Origin of the sequence: Micromonospora sp. NPDC049203, assembly GCF_043197215.1 — a bacterium.
Lineage (GTDB): Bacteria > Actinomycetota > Actinomycetes > Mycobacteriales > Micromonosporaceae > Micromonospora.
In genome coordinates this window covers 120610-142788 of the sequence record NZ_JBICSV010000008.1, presented here as the reverse complement: position 1 = coordinate 142788, position 22179 = coordinate 120610, and the positions used below count along the sequence as shown (strand labels likewise).

At 74.1% G+C, this 22179-nt stretch carries 15 protein-coding genes; 14 read left to right on the top strand and 1 reads right to left on the bottom strand.

All coding sequences use genetic code 11. The annotated features are described in order from the left end of the window. The first annotated feature begins 4 nt into the window (after window positions 1-4). The 11 genes from lysA to prfA all read left to right on the top strand — a co-directional run bounded on the left by lysA (window position 5) and on the right by prfA (window position 18263). Complete coding sequence (gene lysA / locus ACGFIA_RS21925) at window positions 5-1414, top strand: diaminopimelate decarboxylase (RefSeq protein WP_357383862.1); 1410 nt, start codon at window positions 5-7, stop codon at window positions 1412-1414. After that, a complete protein-coding gene (locus ACGFIA_RS21920; RefSeq protein ID WP_357474635.1) occupies window positions 1411-2715 on the top strand; it encodes a homoserine dehydrogenase in 1305 nt (434 codons plus the stop codon). The genes lysA and ACGFIA_RS21920 overlap by 4 nt, the downstream gene beginning before the upstream one ends. Window positions 2716-2827: 112 nt before the next feature. Further along, window positions 2828-3877 carry a threonine synthase gene (thrC, locus tag ACGFIA_RS21915; RefSeq protein WP_357383866.1) on the top strand — a complete coding sequence of 350 codons (1050 nt, stop codon included), beginning with the start codon at window positions 2828-2830 and terminating at the stop codon, window positions 3875-3877. A 125-nt stretch (window positions 3878-4002) separates the two neighbouring features. Further along, on the top strand, window positions 4003-7254 hold the full coding sequence (locus ACGFIA_RS21910; protein ID WP_357383868.1) for an efflux RND transporter permease subunit: 3252 nt from the start codon (window positions 4003-4005) through the stop codon (window positions 7252-7254). Between the two features lie 115 nt (window positions 7255-7369). Beyond that, window positions 7370-8191 (top strand): polysaccharide deacetylase family protein, encoded by an 822-nt coding sequence (locus ACGFIA_RS21905; RefSeq protein WP_357383870.1) that lies wholly within the window; start codon window positions 7370-7372, stop codon window positions 8189-8191. A 9-nt stretch (window positions 8192-8200) separates the two neighbouring features. Beyond that, window positions 8201-9445 carry an MFS transporter gene (locus ACGFIA_RS21900; protein ID WP_357383872.1) on the top strand — a complete coding sequence of 415 codons (1245 nt, stop codon included), beginning with the start codon at window positions 8201-8203 and terminating at the stop codon, window positions 9443-9445. Between the two features lie 64 nt (window positions 9446-9509). Continuing rightward, window positions 9510-10412: a homoserine kinase gene (gene thrB / locus ACGFIA_RS21895; protein WP_357383874.1), complete on the top strand. Its 903-nt coding sequence runs from the start codon at window positions 9510-9512 to the stop codon at window positions 10410-10412. A 334-nt stretch (window positions 10413-10746) separates the two neighbouring features. Then, window positions 10747-12864: a transcription termination factor Rho gene (rho, locus tag ACGFIA_RS21890; protein WP_393261720.1), complete on the top strand. Its 2118-nt coding sequence runs from the start codon at window positions 10747-10749 to the stop codon at window positions 12862-12864. Between the two features lie 142 nt (window positions 12865-13006). Then, window positions 13007-16459, top strand: coding sequence for a phosphodiester glycosidase family protein (locus ACGFIA_RS21885; RefSeq protein WP_393261717.1), 3453 nt, complete (start codon window positions 13007-13009; stop codon window positions 16457-16459). Between the two features lie 402 nt (window positions 16460-16861). Continuing rightward, window positions 16862-17086 carry a 50S ribosomal protein L31 gene (gene rpmE / locus ACGFIA_RS21880; RefSeq protein ID WP_184688060.1) on the top strand — a complete coding sequence of 75 codons (225 nt, stop codon included), beginning with the start codon at window positions 16862-16864 and terminating at the stop codon, window positions 17084-17086. Window positions 17087-17174: 88 nt separating this feature from the next. Next, the gene (gene prfA / locus ACGFIA_RS21875; protein WP_393261712.1) at window positions 17175-18263 is read left to right on the top strand and encodes a peptide chain release factor 1; all 1089 of its coding nucleotides are present in this window, start codon (window positions 17175-17177) and stop codon (window positions 18261-18263) included. Window positions 18264-18331: 68 nt separating this feature from the next. On the opposite strand, the gene ACGFIA_RS21870 is transcribed toward prfA, so the two are convergent. Beyond that, complete coding sequence (locus ACGFIA_RS21870; protein WP_357383882.1) at window positions 18332-19885, bottom strand: GGDEF domain-containing protein; 1554 nt, start codon at window positions 19883-19885, stop codon at window positions 18332-18334. 73 nt (window positions 19886-19958) lie between these two features. On the opposite strand from ACGFIA_RS21870, the gene prmC reads away from it, so the two are divergent. The 3 genes from prmC to ACGFIA_RS21855 are packed head-to-tail and all read left to right on the top strand — an operon-like array spanning window position 19959 to window position 22162. Then, window positions 19959-20906 (top strand): peptide chain release factor N(5)-glutamine methyltransferase, encoded by a 948-nt coding sequence (prmC, locus tag ACGFIA_RS21865; RefSeq protein WP_357383885.1) that lies wholly within the window; start codon window positions 19959-19961, stop codon window positions 20904-20906. Further along, the gene (locus ACGFIA_RS21860) at window positions 20906-21550 is read left to right on the top strand and encodes an L-threonylcarbamoyladenylate synthase (RefSeq protein WP_393261709.1); all 645 of its coding nucleotides are present in this window, start codon (window positions 20906-20908) and stop codon (window positions 21548-21550) included. The genes prmC and ACGFIA_RS21860 overlap by 1 nt, the downstream gene beginning before the upstream one ends. Beyond that, complete coding sequence (locus tag ACGFIA_RS21855) at window positions 21551-22162, top strand: phosphotyrosine protein phosphatase (protein ID WP_357383887.1); 612 nt, start codon at window positions 21551-21553, stop codon at window positions 22160-22162. Window positions 22163-22179 lie beyond the last annotated feature (17 nt).

Here is a 22179-nt window from a genome sequence, read left to right as displayed (position 1 = left end):
CGGCATGAGGGCTCACGAGGCGGGCGCGCTGCACGGCGAGATCGGCACCCGGGGGCCGGCCTGGCTGCGTACCCCGGTCGACGTCAACGCCCTGGTGCCGCACCTGTGGCCGCGCAACGTGGCGCGGGGCCCCGGCGGCGCGCTGACGGTCGCGGGCGTGGACGCCGGCGACCTGGCCGCCGAGTACGGCACCCCGGCGTACGTGCTCGACGAGGACGACCTGCGCGAGCGCTGCCGGGAGTTCCGGGCGGCCTTCCCGGACGCGGACGTCTACTACGCCGGCAAGGCGTTCCTGTGCCGCGCCGTGGTCCGGATGATCGCCGAGGAGGGCCTGTTCCTCGACGTCTGCACCGGCGGTGAGCTGGCCACCGCGCTGTCGGCCGGGATGGAGCCTGCGCGGATCGGCTTCCACGGCAACAACAAGTCGGTGGCGGAGCTGACCCGGGCGGTGGACGCCGGCGTGGGCCGGATCATCGTCGACTCGTTCACCGAGATCGACCGGCTCTCCGAGCTGGCCCGCGAGCGCGGGGTACGCCCGATGGTGCTGATCCGGGTCACCGTCGGCGTGGAGGCGCACACCCACGAGTTCATCGCCACCGCGCACGAGGACCAGAAGTTCGGGTTCTCGCTGGCGGGCGGCGCCGCCGCGGCGGCCGCCTTCAAGATCCTCGACGAGGACGTGCTGGAGCTGCGCGGGCTGCACTCGCACATCGGCTCGCAGATCTTCGACGCCAGCGGCTTCGAGGTGTCCGCCCGCCGGGTGCTCGCCCTCCAGGCGCAGATCCGCGACGCGCGCGGCGTGGAGCTGCCCGAGCTGGACCTGGGCGGCGGCTTCGGCATCGCGTACACCACCCAGGACGACCCGGCCTCGCCGCACGAGCTGGCGAAGCGGCTCCGCAAGATCGTCGACGGGGAGTGCGCGGCGGAGAACCTGGCCGTGCCGCACCTGTCCATCGAGCCGGGCCGCGCGATCGTCGGTCCGGCCGTGTTCACGCTCTATGAGGTCGGGACCGTCAAGTCCGTGCCGCTGGGCACTGGCGGTGACGCGGTGGCTGGTCGTGCTTATGTCAGCGTGGACGGGGGGATGAGCGACAACATCCGTACCGCCCTGTACGACGCCTCGTACTCGGCCACCGTGGCGAACCGCACGTCGGCCGCGCAGCCGATACTCGCCCGCGTGGTGGGAAAGCATTGTGAGTCCGGGGACATCGTGGTGAAGGATGAATTCCTGCCCGCTGACGTGCAGCCCGGAGATCTTGTCGCGGTGCCCGGCACCGGGGCCTACTGCCGGAGCATGGCGAGCAACTACAACCATGTCCCGCGGCCGCCGGTCGTCGCCGTCCGCGAAGGTCGGGCGCGGCTGATCGTCCGCCGGGAGACCGAAGACGACCTGCTGGCATTGGATGTGGGATGACCTCACCGGTTCGCTTGGCGCTGCTCGGCTGCGGCACTGTCGGCAGCGACGTGGTCCGGCTGCTGCACGAGCAGTCGGAAGACCTCGCCGCCCGGATCGGCGCCCCGCTGGAGATCGTCGGGATCGCCGTACGCCGGATCGGCCGTGACCGCGGCGACCTGCCGGTCGACCCGGCGCTGTTCACCACCGACGCGCTCGGGCTGATCAAGCGCGACGACGTGGACGTCGTGGTCGAGGTGGTCGGCGGCATCGAGCCGGCCCGGCGCTGGCTGGTCGAGGCGCTGCGCGCGGGCAAGAGCGTGGTCACCGCCAACAAGGCGCTGCTCGCCGAGGACGGCGCGTCACTGCACGACGCCGCCGCCGAGGGTGGCGCCGACCTCTACTACGAGGCGAGCGTCGCCGGGGCCATCCCGCTGCTGCGCCCGCTGCGCGAGTCGCTGCACGGCGACCGGATCACGCGGGTCACCGGCATCGTGAACGGCACCACGAACTTCATCCTCTCCGCCATGGACGCCACCGGCGCCGGGTTCGCCGAGGCGCTGGAGGAGGCCACCGAGCTGGGGTACGCCGAGGCCGACCCGACGGCCGACGTGGAGGGCTTCGACGCCGCCGCCAAGGCGGCCATCCTCGCCTCGCTGGCGTTCCACACCCGGGTGACCGCCGCCGACGTGCACCGCGAGGGCATCACCGAGGTGACCGCCGCCGACGTGGCCAGCGCCAAGGCCATGGGCTGCACGATCAAGCTGCTCTGCATCGCGGCCCGGGGCGTCGACCCCGGGGGCCGGGAGACCGTGAACGTCCGGGTGCACCCGGCGATGATCCCGCTGACCCATCCGCTCGCCAGCGTCGGGGACGCGTTCAACGCGGTCTTCGTCGAGGCCGACGCCGCCGGGCAGCTCATGTTCTACGGCCGGGGCGCCGGTGGCGCGCCCACCGCCAGCGCGGTGCTCGGCGACGTGGTGGCGGTGGCCCGCAACCGCCTCGCCGGGGTGCGCGCGGCGAGCGAGTCGGCGTACGCGGACCTGCCGGTGCGGCCGATGGGGGAGGCGCTCACCCGCTACCACATCAGCCTCGACGTGGCCGACCGTCCGGGCGTGCTGGCCGGGGTGGCCGGCGTCTTCGCCCGGCACGAGGTGTCCATCGCCACCGTTCGTCAGGGGCCGGCCGGCGGCGACGCGGAGCTGGTTATCGTCACCCATGTCGCGCCCGACGCCGCGCTCGCGGCCACCGTGCGTGAGCTGCGCGGACTCGACATCGTCAGGTCGGTGACGAGTGTGTTGCGGGTGGAGGGCGGCGCGTAACCCACGCGTCCCGCCTGATGGTTAGGTCAGGGTGTGCCGGTGACCGGCCGAGCCGGCTGGGTCACGCTGGTGGCAGGCCCCGGAGCGGGGCGACAGAGGCGAGGAGCACGACATGTGGCGGGGACTGATCGAGGCGTACCGGGATCGGCTGCCGGTCACCGAGGCGACTCCCGTCGTCACCCTGCACGAGGGCGACACGCCGCTGCTGCCGGCGCCGGTGCTCTCCGCCCGGGTCGGCGCGGACGTGTGGCTCAAGGTCGAGGGCGCCAACCCGACCGGCTCGTTCAAGGACCGGGGCATGACTGTCGCGGTCTCCAAGGCCGTCGAGGCCGGTGACAAGGCGATCATCTGCGCCTCCACCGGCAACACCAGCGCCTCCGCCGCCGCGTACGCGGCCCGGGCCGGGATCACCTGCGCGGTGCTGGTGCCGCAGGGCAAGATCGCGCTGGGCAAGCTGGCCCAGGCGCTCGTGCACGGCGCGAAGCTGCTCCAGGTGCAGGGCAACTTCGACGACTGTCTCGGGCTCGCCGGCAAGCTCGCCCAGGACTACCCGGTCGCGCTGGTCAACTCCGTCAACATCGACCGGCTGCACGGCCAGAAGACCGCCGCCTTCGAGATCGTCGAGGCGCTCGGCGACGCGCCCGACATCCACTGCCTGCCGGTCGGCAACGCCGGCAACATCACCGCGTACTGGATGGGCTACTCCGAGGACCTGCGTGACGGCAACGCCACGAAGGCCCCCCGGATGTACGGCTTCCAGGCGGCCGGCGCCGCGCCGATCGTCACCGGGCAGGTGGTGCCGGAGCCGTCGACCATCGCCACCGCCATCCGGATCGGCAACCCGGCGAGCTGGACGAAGGCCCTCGACGCGCGGGACGCCTCGGACGGCCTGATCTCGGCGGTCACCGACCGGGAGATCCTGTCGGCGTACCGGCTGCTGGCCCGCGAGGTGGGCGTCTTCGTCGAGCTGGGCAGCGCGGCCAGCGTCGCCGGTCTGCTCCAGCAGGCCGCTGCCGGGCGGGTGCCGGCCGGGTCGCGGGTGGTCTGCACGGTCACCGGGCACGGCCTGAAGGACCCGGAGTGGGCGATCTCCACCGCGCCGGCGCCGGTGACCATCGCCAACGACGCGCTGGCCGCCGCGCGTTCCCTCGACCTGGTCTGAGGGCGAGGCGTCGGCGGGCGGCGCCGGCGGGAGTGTCATCGGCCGGGGCGGATGCCGGGAGTGCCGGGGCGTGCGGCAGACTCAGACACCCCCCGCCGGACACCTCTCAGGAGTGAGTAACGCCGATGTCGCTGCTCGCCAGATTCAGCCTCGCCAACCGGGGCCTGATCGCCCTCGTCGCGTTGGTGACCACGGCCTTCGGCCTGTTCGCCGTGCCGTCGCTGAAGCAGCAGCTCCTGCCGTCGCTGGAGTTTCCCGCCGCGTTCATCGTGGCGACGTACCCGGGCGCCGCGCCGGAGATCGTGGAATCCCAGGTCGCCGAGCCGATCGAGAACAGCCTCCAGGGCATCCCCGGCCTGGACAAGGTCACCTCCACCTCGCGCGAGGGCGCGGTCACGGTCCAGGTGCAGTACGAGTTCGGTACCGACCTGGACGACGTCGTGAACAAGATGGAGACCGCGCTCAACCGGGTCGACTCCCAGCTCCCCGAGGGCGTCGACCCGCAGGTGATCGCCGGTAGCACCGACGACCTGCCCGCCCTGGTGGTCGCCGCGACCGGCGACGGCGACGAGCGGGCGCTGGCGGAGAAGCTGCGCAACGCGGTCGTGCCGGAGCTGGAGGCGCTGGACGGGGTCCGCTCGGTGGACGTCACCGGCGCCCGGGACCAGGTCGTGACGATCACGCCGGACCCGGCGAAGCTGGCCGCCGCCAAGGTGGCGCCGACCGCCATCGCCTCGGCGCTCAAGAGCAACGGCGTGGCGGTGCCGGCGGGCGCGCTCGCCGACGGCGACCGGTCGCTGCCGGTCCAGGTCGGCACCCCCATCCGTACGCTCGACGACCTGCGCGGCATCGTGCTGACCACCGCTCCCGCCGCCCCGGTACGCCTCGGCGACGTGGCGGCGGTGGAGCAGCAGCTCGCCCCGGCCACCTCGCTGACCCGTACCAACGGCAAGCCCAGCCTGGGTATCGCGGTGACCGCCGCTCCGGACGGCAACGCGGTGGAGATCTCGCACGACGTGCGGGACCGGCTGGACGAGCTGGGTGACGCCGCGGGCGCGGAGCTGACAGTGGTCTTCGACCAGGCCCCGTTCGTCGAGCGGTCCATCGAGAGCCTGACCACCGAGGGCCTGCTGGGCCTGGTCATGGCCGTCGTGGTGATCCTGGTGTTCCTGCTGTCGGTGCGCTCCACGGTGGTCACCGCGGTGTCCATCCCGCTGTCCGTGCTGGTCGCGCTGATCGTGCTCTGGTCCGGCGACTACTCGCTGAACCTGCTCACCCTCGGCGCGCTGACCATCGCGGTCGGGCGGGTGGTGGACGACTCCATCGTGGTGCTGGAGAACATCAAACGCCATCTGGAGTACGGCGAACCGAAGCGGGACGCCATCCTGACCGCGGTCCGCGAGGTGGCCGGCGCGGTGACCGCGTCCACGCTCACCACCGTCGCCGTGTTCGCGCCGATCGCCCTGGTGGGCGGCTTCGTCGGGCAGTTGTTCGCCCCGTTCGCGATCACCGTGACGGTGGCGCTGCTCGCCTCGCTGCTGGTGTCGCTGACCGTCATCCCGGTGCTGGCGTACTGGTTCCTGCGCCCGCGCGGCGGTGCCGACGACGCCGCCGCCCGGCGGGCCGCCGAGGAGAAGGAGCTGCGCAACCCGTTGCAGCGGGCGTACCTGCCGGTGATCGACTTCGCGACCCGCTCGCGGAAGACCCGCTGGGCCACCGTCGGTCTCGGCCTGCTCGTGCTGCTGGGCACGTTCGGCCTGGCGCAGAAGCTGGAGACGAACTTCCTGGACGACTCCGGCCAGGACACGCTCGCCATCCGGCAGGAGATGCCGGCCGGCACCTCGCTCGCCGGCACCGACCGGGCCGCCGCGCGGGTCGAGGAGGTGCTGCGGCGTACCTCGGGGGTGGAGACCTACCAGGTCAGCGCCGGTGGTGGGGACAACCCGTTCGCCGGCGGCGGCAGCGACCGGGCCACCTGGTCGCTGTCGCTGTCCGACGACACCGACGCCGCGACGGTACGGCAGGCCCTGCGCAAGGAGTTCGACGCGCTCGGCCCGGAGGTGGGCGAGTTGACGTTCGGCGGCGGGCAGAACGCCTCCGCCAACCAGGTCGAGGTGGTGGTGCAGGCCGCCGACCAGGAGACGCTGGCCCGGGCGGCCGAGGCGGCGCGGGGCGCGCTGGCCGGCACGCCGGGCGTGGAGGACGTGACCACCAGCCTGGCCACCCAGGTGCCGCGCGTCGAGGTGACTGTGGACCGGGTCGCCGCGGCCCGCGCGGGTCTCACCGAGGCGGCGGTGGGGCAGCTCGTCGCGCAGACGTACCGGGGGGCGCCGCTCGGGCAGGTGACGCTGGACGGCTCGACGCAGACCGTGGTGCTGAGCAGCGGCGCCCGGCCGCCGCTCACCGTCGAGGAACTGCGGGCGCTGCGGGTCGGCGCGGTGCCGCTGGACGCGATCGCCGACGTCAACCAGGTCGACGGCCCGCAGCAGGTGACCCGGATCGACGGGGAGCGCAGCGTCTCGGTCACCGGCACGGCGACCGGCTCGAACCTCGGCGCCACCACGCAGGAGCTGCAGAAGCGGCTGGACGCGCTGGACGTGCCGGGTGCCACGTACGTGATCGGCGGTGTCAGCGCCGACCAGGCCGACGCGTTCGCGGACCTCGGTCTCGCGGTGCTGGCCGCCATCGCGATCGTCTTCCTGATCATGGTGGCCACGTTCCGCAGCCTGACCCAGGCGCTGATCCTGCTGATCTCGGTGCCGTTCGCCGCTACCGGCGCGATCGGGCTGCTGCTGGTCACCGGCACACCGCTGGGCGTGCCGGCGCTGATCGGCGTGCTCATGCTCGTCGGCATCGTGGTGACGAACGCGATCGTGCTGCTGGACCTGATCAACCAGTACCGGGCACAGGGCATGGGCGTGACCGAGGCGGTGGTCGAGGGCGGCCGGCGCCGGTTGCGGCCGATCCTGATGACCGCGGTGGCCACCATCTTCGCGTTGCTGCCGATGGCGCTCGGCCTGACCGGTGAGGGCGGCTTCATCTCCAAGCCGCTCGCGATCGTGGTGATCGGCGGCCTGCTCAGCTCGACGCTGCTGACGCTGGTGCTGGTGCCGACGCTCTACACCATGGTCGAGCACACGAAGGGCTCGTTCCGGAACCGCCGGCGGGGCGTTGCCGAGCCGGTCGAGCCGCAGCCGCAGCCGCAGCCGGACCCGGTGCCGGTGCCGGCCGGCGGGGCCGCGGAACGGTCCGGGGAACGGGCCGAGGTCGCGCCGCCGCCGGCCCGCCCGTCGGGCGCGCTTGTCGACGGCACTGATCAGTTCGAGGTGCTGCGCCTGCCCAAGAGCCGCCGCTCGCCGCTTCCGCCCACCGAGTAACGGCGCCGGGAGGGGCCCGTGGGCCCCTCCCGGCGCCTCGGTGCGCGGGACACACCAGAGCGACATCCAGCGGTACGCTCAGTGAGCTGTTGCACACTTTCGGTTCGGGGGCGTGATGGCGGGGGGCGCGGGCCGGCGGGATCGGCGCAGCGTGCTGCGCGGCTTCGCGCTGCTGATCGGGGGTGCCGCGGTCGGCTCCGCCGCGACCGTCGAGAGCACCTGGGTGGCCGACCGCCGGCTTCCGATCGGGGGCGGGCCCGCGAGTGCCACGCTCGGCAGCCGCCACCAGGACGTCGGCGCCGGCGCGGTGCAGGTCGTGTGGGGCGTACGCACCGAGGAGCTCCTGGTGGCGCTCACCTTCGACGACGGCCCGCGCCCACAGTGGACCCCGATGGTGCTCGACACGCTGGCCGAGCACCGGGTGCCGGCCACCTTCTTCCTGGTCGGTGAGCGGGCCCGCGAGCACGCCGCGCTGCTGCGGGGCCGGATGGACGCGCACGAGGTCGGCAACCACAGTTGGGCGCACCGCGACCTGGCCCGGATGGACGCCGCCACCGTCTACGACGACCTGCGCCGCAGCCACGACGCGATCACCGCGGCCACCGGTTCGGCGCCCCGGCTGCTCCGCCCGCCCTGGGGGCACCTGGGCGGTTCGGTGCTGTACGCGTCGGCCCGGCTGGGCTACCGCGTGGTGCTCTGGACGCTCCAGATGGTCGAGGGCGACTTCCCGCACGACCCGGCCGGGCACGCCCGGCGGATCGTCGCCGACATGCGCCCCGGCACGATCCTGCTCGCCCACGACGTGGGCGTCGACTCGCGGCTGGTGGCGCTGCGCGGCCTGCCCGACATGATCGGCGGGCTGCGGGCCAGGGGATACACGTTCGTCACGGTCTCCGAGCTTCTTCGCCGAGCTGCCGCGACCGGGGCGGCCCGGTAGGGTGCCCGCGTGTCGCCGACCCTCTCGGTAGTCGTCCGCAATCGCGACTTCCGCCACCTGTTCCTCGCCCAGCTGGTGGTCTTCGGCGCGGACTGGTTCGTCATGGTGCCGCTGCTGGTGCTGCTGCCCGACCTGACCGGCAGCGGCGTCTGGGGCGCGCTGGTGCTGGCGGTGGACACCGGCACGACGGCGTTGCTGCTCCCGTACGCCGGGACCGTCGCCGACCGGTTCGACCGCCGCACGGTGATGATGGTGGCGAACGTGGGCGCGCTCGCCGGTGTGCTGCTGCTGCTCGGCGTGCGCGGCGCCGGCACGGCCTGGCTGGCGCTGGCGGCGATCGCGCTGGTGGCGGTGGCGAAGGCGTTCTACTCGCCCGCGGCCCAGGCGGCGCTGCCGAACGTGGTCGACCCGGAGGACCTGGCGGCGGGCAACGCGGTCGCCGGTTCGGCGTGGGGCACGATGACGGTGGTCGGCGCCTCGCTCGGCGGCATCCTGAGCGCCGCCGCCGGGCCGTACGCCAGCTTCTGGGTGGCGGCGGTCGGCCTGGTCGCCGCCGCGGGCCTGGCCGCGCTGATCCGCCGGCCGTTGCAGGCGCCGCGCGACCCGGCGGCGGCGGTGCCGCGCACCTGGGCGGCGATCCGGGAGGCGCTGCGCTACATCGCCCACCGTCCGCGCGTGCTGGCGCTGGTGACCGTCAAGTCGGCGGTCGGCCTGGGCAACGGCGTGCTCACCGTCTTCCCGCTGCTCGCCGGGGTGTACGGGGTCGGCGCGGTCGGCGCCGGCCTGCTCTTCGCCGCCCGTGGCGCCGGGGCCCTGGTCGGCCCGATCATGATGCGCCGGGTGCTGAGCAACCGGGCCTGGCTGCTCACCGGCCTGGCACTGTCCATGTCGATGTACGGCCTGGCCTACCTGGGCGCCTCAGTGGTGACCTGGTTCCCGCTGGTGCTGGTCCTGGTCTTCCTGGCCCACCTGGGCGGCGGCAGCAACTGGGTGCTGTCCAACTACGCGTTGCAGGGCGAGGTGCCGGACCGGCTGCGCGGCCGGGTCTTCGCCACCGACATGATGCTGGCGACGCTCGCCATCGCGGTGAGCCAGCTGGTGGTGGCGCTCGTCGTGGACCGGGTGGACGAGCGCACCGTGCTCGCCGGCTGTGGCCTGGTCACAGTCCTGTACGCGATCGGCTGGCGGTTCGCCACCCGGCGGCTCTCGCTCACCGACCCGGTCGACGTGCCGGTGCCGGACCGGGCGGGATGACACGTCGGTCTCACGCTCCGGGCGGTACGGACGGCTTGTCCGCCGTACGTCCTAGCATGAGCCGGTGCCGACCACATTCATCCCCGGCCCGGTACGGGTCCGGGTGCCCGCGACCAGCGCCAACCTGGGCCCCGGCTTCGACGCGCTCGGGCTGGCCCTCGGCCGCCACGACGACGTCACGGCCGAGGTGACGGACGGCGGCGTGCGGGTGTCGGTCACCGGCGAGGGCGCCGGCGAGCTGCCGTCGGACGAGCGGCACCTGATCGTCACCGCCATGCGGGCCACCTTCGACGCGCTCGGCGCGCAGCCGGCCGGCCTGGCGCTGGAGTGCGTCAACCGCATCCCGCAGGCCCGCGGGCTCGGCTCGTCGTCGGCGGCGATCGTGGCCGGGGTGCTGGCGGCCCGCGCGCTGGTTGCAGGCGGCGAGCGGCGGATGGACGACGACGCCGCGCTGCGGCTGGCGGCCGAGCTGGAGGGGCATCCGGACAACGTCGCGCCCTGCCTGCTCGGCGGCTTCACGATCGCCTGGACGGAACCGGGCGGGGCGCGGGCGGTGTCGCTGCCGGTGGCGGCGGCCGTGCGCCCGACGGTGTTCGTGCCCGCCGAGCGGGGCCTGACCTCGGTGGCCCGGGCGGCGCTCCCGGCCACCGTGCCGCACGCCGACGCGGCCTCGAACGCCGGCCGGGCGGCCCTGCTGGTGCACGCGCTCACCGCCGACCCCGCGCTGCTGCTTCCCGCCACCGTCGACCGGCTGCACCAGGACCAGCGGGCCCCGGGCATGCCCGCCACGGCGGCACTCGTCGCCGCGCTGCGTGCGGCGGGTGTGGCGGCTGTGGTCAGCGGGGCGGGTCCGACCGTGCTGGCGCTCTCCCGGGTCTCAGCGGACTTCCAGGCGGGAACAGACTGGCGGCGCTGGGAGTTGCCGATAGATGTCAGCGGTGCCCGGGTCATCCGGGGTAGACTTTGACACGCCGAGCGGGGCCCTGTTGCCGCAGGTCGGACGAGGCGATTACGCTCTAGACCTAGCACAGCCGCGAAGCATGCGATCTTCCTGCGGTTCGGCGCACCCCCGAAGCTCTCGGCGGTAGCCCGTCACCCCTGCTCAAGGCCCACGCCGCGCCGCAGTTTCCAAGGTCGCCGCAGACGGCGAGACCTGCTCACCGACGGTGGTGAGTCGGGAAACCACCGGCTGCTGTGTCACAGACTCCCGCGACGCGTCATGCGAGGCGGGTGCACCGAGGCCGCCCGGCCACCTGGTTCCACGACTCCGGGCAGCCCGGCCTATCGAGGGAAGGAATCCATTGAGCGACACCACCGACGTGACGTCGGATGTTTCCAACGTCGCTGGCGATGCCACCACCGCCGCCCCCACGCGCCGCCGGCGTAGCGGCACCGGTCTGTCGGCGATGCTGCTGCCGGAGCTGCAGAGCCTGGCCGCGTCGCTCGGCATCTCTGGTACCGCTCGCATGCGCAAGGGCGAGCTGATCAGTGCGATCACCGAGCGGCAGCAGGGCGGCGCCGCGGCCGGAACCCCTCGACCGCGAGCCGAGGTGGCGGCGGCTGCCGCTCCCGCCCGTGAGGAGGTGCACGCGGAGGTCCGTGAGGAGCGGGCCGAGGCACGCCCCGCCGAGCAGGCGCCGGCCGCCGAGGTGACCGAGGGTCGTACCCGTGGTCGCCGCAGCCGGGCTGCCGCCGCGACCACCGAGGCGCGACCGGCCGAGGCGCCGGTGGCCGAGGCGCGGCCGGCCGAGACGACGCGCGCCGACGAGGCGCCCGCCGAGACCGGCGAGCGGGCCGAGCGTGGCGGTGACCGGGCCGAGCGCGGTGAGCGTAACGAGGGCCGGGGCCGTGAGCGTGCCGAGCGTGGCGGCGAGCGGGCCGACCGTGGCGAGCGCGGCGGTGACCGGGCCGAGCGCGGCGAGCGCAACGACCGTGGTGACCGTGGCGAGCGGGCCGAGCGTGGCGACCGCAACGAGCGGGGCGACCGTGGCGAGCGGGCCGAGCGGGCCGAGCGCGGCGGCGACCGTAACGAGCGCGGCGGTGACCGTAACGACCGGGGCGACCGCAACGACCGTGGCGACCGCAACGACCGTGGCGACCGCAACGACCGGGGTGACCGCAACGACCGGGGTCAGCGCGCCGAGCGGGACAACGACGGCGACGACGACGAGGGCGGCGGCCGGCGGGGCCGGCGCAGCCGGTTCCGGGACCGTCGTCGCGGCCGTGGCGAGCGGGGCGAGGGCGACGGCGGTGGCAGTGGCGGCCGCGAGCCGCAGGTCGGCGAGGACGACGTGCTCGTCCCGGTGGCCGGCATCATCGACGTGCTCGACAACTACGCCTTCGTCCGGACCACCGGCTACCTCGCCGGCCCGAACGACGTGTACGTCTCGATGTCCCAGATCAAGAAGTACGGCCTGCGCCGCGGTGACGCGATCACCGGCGCCGTGCGGGCCGCGCGGGACGGCGAGCAGCGGCGCGACAAGTACAACCCGCTGGTCCGGCTGGACACCATCAACGGGATGGAGCCGGACGAGGCGAAGCGCCGGCCGGAGTTCTACAAGCTCACGCCGCTCTACCCGCAGGAGCGCCTGCGGCTGGAGACCGAGCCGCACATCCTCACCACCCGGGTGATCGACCTGGTCATGCCGATCGGCAAGGGCCAGCGGGCGCTCATCGTGTCGCCGCCGAAGGCCGGTAAGACGATGGTGCTGCAGGCGATCGCGAACGCGATCACCCGCAACAACCCGGAGTGCCACCTGATGGTGGTGCTCGTCGACGAGCGGCCGGAAGAGGTCACCGACATGCAGCGGTCGGTGAAGGGCGAGGTCATCGCGGCCACGTTCGACCGTCCGCCGCAGGACCACACCACCGTCGCGGAGCTGGCGATCGAGCGGGCGAAGCGCCTGGTCGAGCTGGGACACGACGTGGTCGTGCTGCTCGACTCGGTGACCCGGCTCGGGCGGTCGTACAACCTGGCGGCGCCGGCCAGCGGCCGGATCATGTCGGGTGGTATCGACTCCACCGCGCTCTACCCGCCGAAGCGCTTCCTCGGCGCGGCGCGCAACATCGAGAACGGCGGTTCGCTGACCATTCTCGCCACCGCGCTGGTGGAGACCGGGTCCATGGCGGACACGGTCATCTTCGAGGAGTTCAAGGGCACGGGTAACGCCGAGCTGAAGCTGGACCGGAAGATCGCCGACAAGCGGGTCTTCCCGGCGATCGACATCAACCCCTCCGGCACGCGTAAGGAGGAGGTCCTGCTCGCGCCGGAGGAGCTGGCGATCATCCACAAGCTCCGCAAGGTGCTGCACTCGCTGGACTCGCAGGCGGCGCTCGACCTCCTGCTGGACCGGCTCAAGCAGTCCCGCACCAACATCGAGTTCCTGATGCAGATCGCGAAGTCCACTCCGGGCGAGTGAGCTGACGATCCGACGCACGAGGGGCACGGCCGAACGCGGCCGTGCCCCTCGTCGCGTACCGGGCGGCCCGCCCGTGAAGTTTTTCTACGGTTAAGCCGTTAGGTATTGAAACTTCTGTTCACCGTCGGGTTGACTGTCGTCCATGCGAACCCGCAGTCGACCCGCCCGCCTCGCCGGCGTCCTGCTGCTGACGCCGTTGCTGACGATCACCACGCCGGCGCCGTCCGCCGCCACGGCCGCCGGGCCGCCGGCTGCCGCACCGCCGGCCGCCACCGCCGCCGAGGACGCGCCGCGCGCCTCGTCCCGCCCTGACTCCGCCGTCGCGCTCGCCGGTGTGGAACCGGCCGGCGGCCTGGAGACCGCCAAGACCACCCGGCCGGTCGCGCCCGGCCTCGACCTGACCTCCTTCGACAGGTACGACGCGGCCGGCTGGCTGCGCGCCGACGCCCTCACCGCCGACCTGGCCGGCGGGCTCACCGTCGACTACGTCAACTCCGGCGAGGTCACCAAGGACGAGCCGCTGCGCGCCGCGGTGGACCGCTCCCGTGCCGTCGCGGCGGTGAACGGCGACTTCTTCGACATCAACAACTCCGGTGCCGCCCAGGGCGTCGGCGTCCGCTCCGGCGAGCTGGTGCAGTCGCCGGTCGCCGGGCACCCGAACGCGGTCGGGATCAGCGCTCAGGGCATCGGCCGGGTCGTCCAGGTCGGCTTCGAGGGCACCGCGACGCTGCCCGCCGGGCCGGTGCCGCTGACCCAGTTCAACAACATGGTGCAGCGCGACGGCGTGGGCGTGTTCACGCCGCTCTGGGGGTCGTACACCCGCAGGCGGGCCGTGGAGGGCGCGGCCCGCACGGTCGAGGTGACGGTGACCGGCGGCCGGGTGGCGAACGTGGCCACCACGGCGGGCGAGGGGCCGATCCCGGCCGGCAGCACCGTGCTGCTCGGCCGCGAGGCCGGCGCCGACGCGCTCGCCGCGCTGCGTCCCGGCGACGCGGTGGACCTGACCTGGCGACCGCGCGCCGCCGACGGCGGTGACCTGCGCGCCGCCGTCGGCGGCGGCAACGTGCTGGTCCGTGACGGCGTGGTGCAGAGCATCGCCGACGAGTCGCTGGCCCCGCGCACCGCAGTCGGCTTCTCCGCCGACGGGCGCAAGATGATCATGCTGACGGTGGACGGGCGCCAGGTGGACAGCCGGGGCGTCACCCAGACCGAGATGGGCCGCATGATGGCCGAGCTGGGCGCCGCGAACGCGCTCAACCTCGACGGCGGCGGCTCGTCCACGCTGCTCGCCCGGGAGCCGGGCGCGGCCACGGTCCAGGTGGAGAACAGCCCGTCCGACGGCAGCGAGCGGCCGGTGCCGAACGGGCTCGCCGTCTACGCGCCGAAGGGCAGCGGCCGGCTCACCGGCTACTGGCTGGAGACCGCCAGCGACCCGACCGCCGCACCCGGTGTCGCGCCGGTGCGCGGCGGCCGGCCGGACCGGGTCTTCCCCGGCCTCACCCGCCGGCTCACCGCCGCCGGATACGACGAGACGTACGGCCCGGCCGCCGGCGAGCCGCGCTGGCACGCCACCCACGGCCGGGTGGACGGCGACGGCGTGTTCCGGGCCGCGGTTCCCGGGCGCAGCACCGTCACGGCCACCCGGGGACGCGCCCGGGGCACCATCGAGCTGACGGTGCTCGGCCCGCTTGCGCGCATCGACGGCACCGTCGACCGGGTCGGCCTGGACCGGGCCGGCGACACCGGCCTGTTCGGCGTGGTCGGCTTCGACGCCGAGGGCAACACCGCGCCGATCGAGCCCGCCGACCTGAAGCTGGAGTACGACAGCGACCTGCTCTCCGTCACCCCCACCGCCGACGGCAACCTGTCCGTCAAGGCGCTTGCCGCGAGCGGCTCGGCGCTGGTCACCGCCCGGGTCGGCAACCGCAGCACGGTCCTGCCGGTGACCGTCGGGCTGACCGACGTGCCGGTGGCCGGTTTCGACGACGCCGCCTCGTGGAAGTTCAGCCAGGCCCGCGCCTCCGGGTCGGTCGCCCCGGCCGAGGGGCACACCGGTGGCGGGCTGCGGATGTCGTACGACTTCAGCCAGTCCACCGGCACCCGGGCCGCGTACGCCGACCCGCCCGCCTGGATCGACGTACCCGGCCAGCCGCAGGCGTTCGGGATGTGGATCAAGGCGAACGGCGCCGGCGAGTGGCCGAGCCTGCACCTGCACGACGCGCAGGACACCCAGTTCGTGTTGCGCGGCCCGTACCTGGACTGGACCGGCTGGAAGTACGTCGAGTTCGCCGTACCGCCGGGCGTGCAGTACCCGGTGCGGGTGCGCCGGTTCTACGTGGCCGAGACCGACCCGGCCAAGCAGTACCGCAGCGAGGTGGTGATCGACGACCTGGTGGCCCGGGTGCCGCCGGACGTGCAGGCGCCGCCGGAGCCGAACCGCACCGATCGGGTGGTGCTGCGTGACGGCACTGTGGACGGGGCGCCCTGGCGCTTCGCGGTGCTCTCCGACGCGCAGTTCGTCGCCGCGAACCCGGACAGCGACCTGGTCGCCCAGGCCCGCCGTACGCTGCGCGAGGTCCGCGCCGCCCGGCCGGACTTCCTGATCATCAACGGCGACTTCGTGGACACCGCCTACCCGGCGGACTTCGCGCTGGCCAAGCGCATCCTGGACGAGGAACTGGGCGGCGAGGTGCCGTACCACTACGTGCCCGGCAACCACGAGATCATGGGCGCGCCGATCGACAACTTCCGCAGCGTCTTCGGGGACACCTCGCGCGTCTTCGACCACCGGGGCACCCGGTTCCTCACGCTGAGCACCGCCACCGGGTCGCTGCGCGGCGGCGGGTTCGACCAGGTGGAACTGCTGCGCCGGACGCTCGACCAGGCCGCCGCCGACCGCTCGGTGGGTTCGGTGGCGGTGTTCTTCCACCACCCGCCGCGCGACCCCAGCCCGGCCAAGGCCAGCCAGCTCGGCGACCGCAAGGAGGCGGCGCTCGTGGAGCAGTGGCTGGCCGACTTCCAGCACCGCACCGGCAAGGGGGCGCTGATGGTCAACGGCCACGTCGGCACGTTCCACGCCGACCGGGTGGACGGCGTGCCGTACGTGATCAACGGCAACTCGGGCAAGGACCCGTCCACCCCGGCCGCGCTTGGCGGGTTCACCGGCTGGACCGAGTTCGGGGTGGACCCGGTGACGCCCGGCGAGGCCGAGCGGGCCCGCCGTGACCCGCTGGCCGAGGGGCCGACGTGGGTGAGTGCGGAGACGCACGTGCACGTCGACCGGCTCGCGCTGACCGCGCCCGCGCAGGCGCGCCAGGGCTCGCCGGTGGACGTCACGGCCACGCTCACCCAGCCGAGCGGGCGGCAGGTGCCGGTGGCCGCGCCGGTCAGCGCCGACTGGTCCGGCTCGCCGAGCCTGCACATCGGGGGCGTCGCCGGCATACGTCCGTGGCACGCCGCCTGGTTCGACCCGGCCACCGGCCGGCTGACCGCGCTGCGTCCCGGCGCGCAGATCCTGCTGGCGGTGACGGTGAACGGCGTGAAGGCCGAGGCGACTGTGACCACCGCCGCAGCTGTTCGCGCCCCCGCGGCCTGACCGGACCGGGGCTCCTCATCCTGGGGGAGGAGCCCCGGCCGCACCCCTCGCCCAGTCCGCGCCCCCTCGCCCGGCCCCGGCTCCCGCTCCGGCGATCATGAAGTTGGCCTGGACAAAGGGGGCGGGATGTGCCGCTAAGTTCATGATCGCCGGGCTCGGGGCGGGGCCCGGGGCGGGCGGGTGGTGGGTGGGCGCGGGTGGGCCGGGGGAGTGGGTGGGGTGGGGGTGGGAATGCTGAGGGGTGGGCCGGCGTTGGAGGTGGCGGACCTCCTGTGCCGGGTGAAAGACGCCCGTGGCAGACTGGTCAATCGGCCACCGGTTCCGGTTCACGCCCGAGCCCGTCGTGACGGCGGGGAGCACCGACGGCGACCCGGCGACCACCGACGAAAGGACCGAGGCGACATGAAGCCCAACATCCACCCGGAGTACGCGACCACCGAGGTCCGCTGCTCCTGCGGCAACTCCTTCACGACCCGCAGCACCGCCAAGGGCGGCGCCATCAGCGTCGAGACCTGCAGCGCCTGCCACCCGTTCTACACCGGTAAGCAGCGCGTGCTGGACACCGCCGGCCGGGTCGCGAAGTTCCAGCAGAAGTACGCCAAGGTTCAGGCCAAGAAGGCCAAGTAGCTCCGTCGACGACGCCCGTGTCCGGCTTTTGCCGGGCGCGGGCGTTCGTCCGTTTGCGCCGGTTTCATCACCAAGGAGCACCCGCAGCATGAGCAGTGAGCGCCTGGCCGCCCTCCTCGACGAGTACGCCGAGCTGGAGCGGCGGCTGGCCGACCCGGCCATCCACGCCGACCAGGGCACCGCCCGGCGGGTCGGCCGTCGATACGCCGAACTGGTTCCGCTGCACAAGGCGGCCGGCGAGCTGGAGCAGGCCCGCGCCGACCTGACCGCCGCCCGGGAACTGGCCGCCGAGGACGCGTCGTTCGCCGCCGAGGCGGACACCATCGCCGCTTCCCTGCCGGCCCTTGAGGAACAGCTCGCGGAACTGCTCATCCCGCGCGACCCGCACGACGCCAAGGACGTGATCGTCGAGATCAAGGCCGGTGAGGGCGGCGAGGAGTCCGCGCTGTTCGCCGGTGACCTGCTGCGGATGTACACCAGGTATGCCGAGCGGCACGGCTGGGTCACCGAGGTGATCGACGCGCAGGACTCCGACCTCGGCGGCGTCAAGGACGTCTCGCTGGCGATCAAGAGCAAGGGCGTGCCGGAGGGCGGCAACGGCGTCTGGTCCCGGCTCAAGTGGGAGGGCGGCGTGCACCGGGTGCAGCGCGTACCGGTCACCGAGTCGCAGGGCCGCATCCACACCAGCGCCGCCGGGGTGCTGGTGCTGCCCGAGGCGGAGGACGTGGACGTCACCATCGACCCGAACGAGCTGCGCATCGACGTGTTCCGCTCGTCCGGCCCCGGTGGGCAGTCGGTGAACACCACCGACTCGGCGGTCCGCATCACCCACGTGCCGACCGGCATCGTGGTCTCCTGCCAGAACGAGAAGTCCCAGCTGCAGAACCGGGAGCAGGCCATGCGCATCCTGCGCGCCCGGCTGCTCGCCGCCGCCCAGGAGCAGGCGGACGCGGCGGCGTCGGACGCCCGCAAGGCGCAGGTCCGCACCGTGGACCGGTCCGAGCGGATCCGCACCTACAACTTCCCGCAGAACCGGATCACCGACCACCGCATCGGCTACACCGCGTACAACCTGGACCTGGCCCTGGCCGGCGAGCTGGACGGGGTGCTCGACGCCCTGGCCGAGGCGGACCGCGCGGCCCGGCTGGCCGGCGAGACCGAGCTGTCCCGCCGCTGACCGCACGGGGTGTTAAGCGGGGGCCCCTGCTCTACCGGAGGCGTTAACAGGGGGCCCTTCCTTACCGCTCAGCTCGCCCGCAACCGGGCCTTGGCGCGCAGCATCTCCCGGTCGGCCAGCTCGAACGCGGCGCCGAGCGCCTCCCGGACGCTCACCGTGGTGCTGCCGTCGACCTCCGCGAAGCCGATGGTCACCCCGACCGGCGTGCCCGGCACCAGGGACTCCCAGTCCTCGGTGCGGACGGCCGCCTCGATCCGGCGGGCCACCTCGACCGCCTCCGGCATGACCGTGTCGGGCAGCACCACGACGAACTCGTCGCCGCCGTAGCGGGACACGAAGTCGCCCCGCCGCATCACCCGGTTGATCACCCCGGCCACCCGTTGCAGCACGAGGTCACCGGAGTGGTGGCCGTGGCGGGTGTTCACCGCCTTGAACCCGTCGAGGTCGCAGACGCCGATCACCACCCGCTCGCCCCGGGACACCACAGCGCCCAGGTAGCGCTCCAGCCGGCGACGGTTGGGCAGGCCGGTGAGCGGATCGGTGAGCGCCTCGCCCTCGTACCGGGCCGCCTCGCGGCGCATCTCCTCGTGGTCGATCCGGGCGGCGATGCCGTCGATGTAGACGTCCCGCAGCCGGTCGCTGCGCTGTGCCGCCAGCCGGAACGCGTGCCGGTCGGCCCGGTGCGCGCCCGCGTGGTCACCGGCCCGGGCCAGCGCCACGCTGCGCAGCCGGGGCGCCTCGGCCGCGCCGAGCGTCTCGGCGGAGACCCGGAGCGAGTCCAGCCGGGTGACCGCCTCGATCGGACGGCCGTCGGCCACCGCCAGGCAGACCTGACCGAGCTGGCGCAGGTCGCGGGCGCGGGCGCTGTCCCCGCCGTGGCCGAGCAGCCGGTTCGGGTCGGCGTCCCCGGCGGACTCCACCCGGTCGCCGAGCGCGGCCCGGCGGGCGGCGGCGTAGCCGTACGCGGCCAGGCTGCTCGGGCGCAGGTTGCCGGCCCGCCCGCCGCGCAGGAACCGGGCCAGGTCGCCGGCCACGTCGCGCAGCACCCGCAGGCAGCCGTCGCTGTCGCCGTTGTGGTCGAGCGCGACCGCGTTACGCAGCCGGATGCCCGGCGCGGCGAACGTCTCCTCGGGGATGCCGACGCTGAGCCCGACCTCCCGGGCGCGCTCGATCGCGCCGAGCGCGTGGCCGTGGAAGCTGAGGTACGAGTACGCCATCGCCAGGTCGTGCCAGCCCCAGGCGGTGTCCCGGTCGGGGGTGTCGTCGGCGCCGAGCGCGCGGGCGGCCCGGACCAGGTGCGTCACGCACCTGTCGAGCGCGCCCTGGTGGTGGGCGGCGAGCGCGGCCAGCGCGTTGAGGTGCCCGTGCAGGTAGGGCTCGGCCAGGTCGCGTACGGCGGCGGAGGCGTCCTCGACGGCCCTGGTGAACTCGGCGGTCCGGCCGAGGTTGATCAGCGCGGACAGGCGTTGCACGAGCGCGTCGGCGCGGGCGTACGGGTCGGCCGTGGTGCGGATGACGCGGTCGAGCAGGGCGCACGCCTCCGCGGACCGGCTGGCTTCCTGGAGGGACCGAGCGCGTCGGAGAGCGTCAACCTGGTCCTCGACCTGGTCGAGCCAGCCCACTCGCGACCTCCCTGCGGTGTGCGCCCGGACGCACCCGTTCGTGAGGTGGGCCGCGACGCCTCATGATTATTGCGTGACAGCACTCCCGCAACACCCGTCCGAAGGGACAGAACGCGAACGCCCCTCGCTGGTGATCAACCGGGTGGCGCGCGCGCTCGCGGCGGCCGGCGTCGAGGCGCCCCGCGCCGAGGCCGAGCAGCTGGCCGCGTACGTCCTCGACGTGCCGCGTGGCCGGCTGGCGCTCGCCGACGGCTTCACCCCGGCGCAGCGTGACCGCCTGGACGCCCTCGTCGGGCGGCGGGTGACCCGGGAGCCGTTGCAGCACCTGCTCGGCTCGGCCGGTTTCCGGCACCTGGAGCTGGCGGTCGGGCCGGGTGTCTTCGTGCCCCGGCCGGAGACCGAACTGCTGGCCGGCTGGGGCGTCGAGCGGGCCCGGGAGCACGCCGCGCCGCTCGTGGTCGACCTGTGCAGTGGTTCCGGCGCGATCGCCCTCGCCGTCGCGCAGGAGGTGCCCGCGGCCCGGGTGGTGGCGGTGGAGCGGTCCCCGGCCGCGCTGGCCTGGCTGCGTCGCAACGCGGCGGACCGGGCCGCCGCCGGGGACCGGCCGGTCGAGGTGGTGGCCGCCGACGTGACCGACCCGGAGCTGCTGGCCGGCCTGGCCGGGCGGGTCGACGTGCTGCTCTGCAACCCGCCGTACGTGCCGAGGTCGGTGATCGTGCCGCCGGAGGTGGCCGGGCACGATCCGGACGAGGCGGTGTTCGGCGGCGCGGACGGGCTGGACGTGATCCGCCCGGTGGTGCGCCGGGCCGCCGAGCTGCTGCGCCCGGGCGGCGTGATCGGCGTCGAGCACGACGACACGCACGCGGAGGAGGTGCCGGCGCTGCTGCGCGGTGACGGCCGCTACGACCGGGTCGAGGAGCACCGGGACCTGGCCGGGCGGCCCCGCTGGGCGAGCGCGTCCCGGCGGGCGGACGGCACCCACCCCGACCCCGGCCGGGCGTGGCAGACTGACTCCTCGTGATGCTCTACGACTGTCGGTCGCTCGCCGACCGGGACCGCGGCATCGCCGCTGCCATCGAGGCCGTCAAGAACGGGGAACTCGTCGTCCTGCCGACCGACACGGTCTACGGCGTCGGGGCGGACGCCTTCACCCCGTACGCGGTGAAGGCTCTGGCGGACACCAAGGGTGGCGCCCGGCAGGCGCCCCCGGTGCTCATCGGCTCCCGGCACACGCTCGACGGCCTGGTCTTCTCGCTGCCCGGCGCGGCCCGCGACCTGGTCGAGGCGTTCTGGCCGGGCGCGCTGACCATCGTGGTGGAGCACTCGCCGAGCCTCGCCTGGGACCTGGGCGACAACAGCGGCACGGTGGCGGTGCGGATGCCGCTGCACCCGGTGGCGCTGGAGGTGCTGCGCGAGACCGGGCCGATGGCGGTCGCCTCGGCGAACAAGGTCGGCCAGCCCGCCGCGCTCACCGCCGAGGAGGCGCGCGACCAGCTCGGTTACGGCGTCCGGGCGTACCTGGAGGCCGGGCCGGCGGTGGACCCGGTGCCGAGCACCATCGTCGACCTGACCGGCGACGTGCCGCGGGTGCTGCGCGAGGGCGCGGTGACGCTGGCGAAGCTGCGGGAGGTCGTGCCGGACATCCTCGACGAGCGGGGGGTCTGAGTGCCGCCCTTCACCGTCCTGCACGTCTGCATGGGCAACATCTGCCGGTCGCCGATGGCCGAGCGGCTGCTGCTGCTCGCGGTCCGCGAGCGGCTGGCCCGCCTCGACGTCGACCCGGCCGGGTCGGACGCGCTGGTGCACAGCCACAGCGCCGGCACCGGCGGCTGGCACGCGGGGGAGGAGATGAACCCGCCCGCCGCCCGGCAGGTGGTCTCGCGCGGCGGCGACACCGAGGGGTTCGCCGCCCGGCGTCTGCGCTCCGATCTGATCGACGCCGCCGACCTGGTGCTCACCGCCACGGCCGACCAGCAGGAGTACGTGGTGGCGTTGCGGCCGGACGCCGCCGCGCGCACGTTCGTCCTCGGTGAGTTCGGCCGCCTGCTCGGCGGGCTGGACCGCGCCGCCCTGCCGCCGGCCGAGCCGACGCCGGACGCGGTCCACGCGCGCGGTGTCGCCCTCGTCGCGGCCGTCGACGCGGCCCGGCAGAACGCCTCCGCGCTGCCCACAGACGATCTGGACGACCCGTGGGGCCGGGGCGACCAGTGCTTCAGCCGGGTCGCGGACGAGATCGAGGAGACGGTGCAGCCGCTGGCTGCCGCGCTGTTGCCCTGAGATTCATCCTTCCTCGC

Coding starts and splice junctions, on each gene's coding strand:
- rpmE (WP_184688060.1), top strand. CDS start 16,862: ATGAAGCCCAACATCCACCCGGAGTACGCGACCACCGAGGTCCGCTGC.
- ACGFIA_RS21885 (WP_393261717.1), top strand. CDS start 13,007: ATGCGAACCCGCAGTCGACCCGCCCGCCTCGCCGGCGTCCTGCTGCTG.
- prfA (WP_393261712.1), top strand. CDS start 17,175: ATGAGCAGTGAGCGCCTGGCCGCCCTCCTCGACGAGTACGCCGAGCTG.
- thrC (WP_357383866.1), top strand. CDS start 2,828: ATGTGGCGGGGACTGATCGAGGCGTACCGGGATCGGCTGCCGGTCACC.
- ACGFIA_RS21860 (WP_393261709.1), top strand. CDS start 20,906: ATGCTCTACGACTGTCGGTCGCTCGCCGACCGGGACCGCGGCATCGCC.
- ACGFIA_RS21910 (WP_357383868.1), top strand. CDS start 4,003: ATGTCGCTGCTCGCCAGATTCAGCCTCGCCAACCGGGGCCTGATCGCC.
- ACGFIA_RS21905 (WP_357383870.1), top strand. CDS start 7,370: ATGGCGGGGGGCGCGGGCCGGCGGGATCGGCGCAGCGTGCTGCGCGGC.
- lysA (WP_357383862.1), top strand. CDS start 5: ATGAGGGCTCACGAGGCGGGCGCGCTGCACGGCGAGATCGGCACCCGG.
- ACGFIA_RS21920 (WP_357474635.1), top strand. CDS start 1,411: ATGACCTCACCGGTTCGCTTGGCGCTGCTCGGCTGCGGCACTGTCGGC.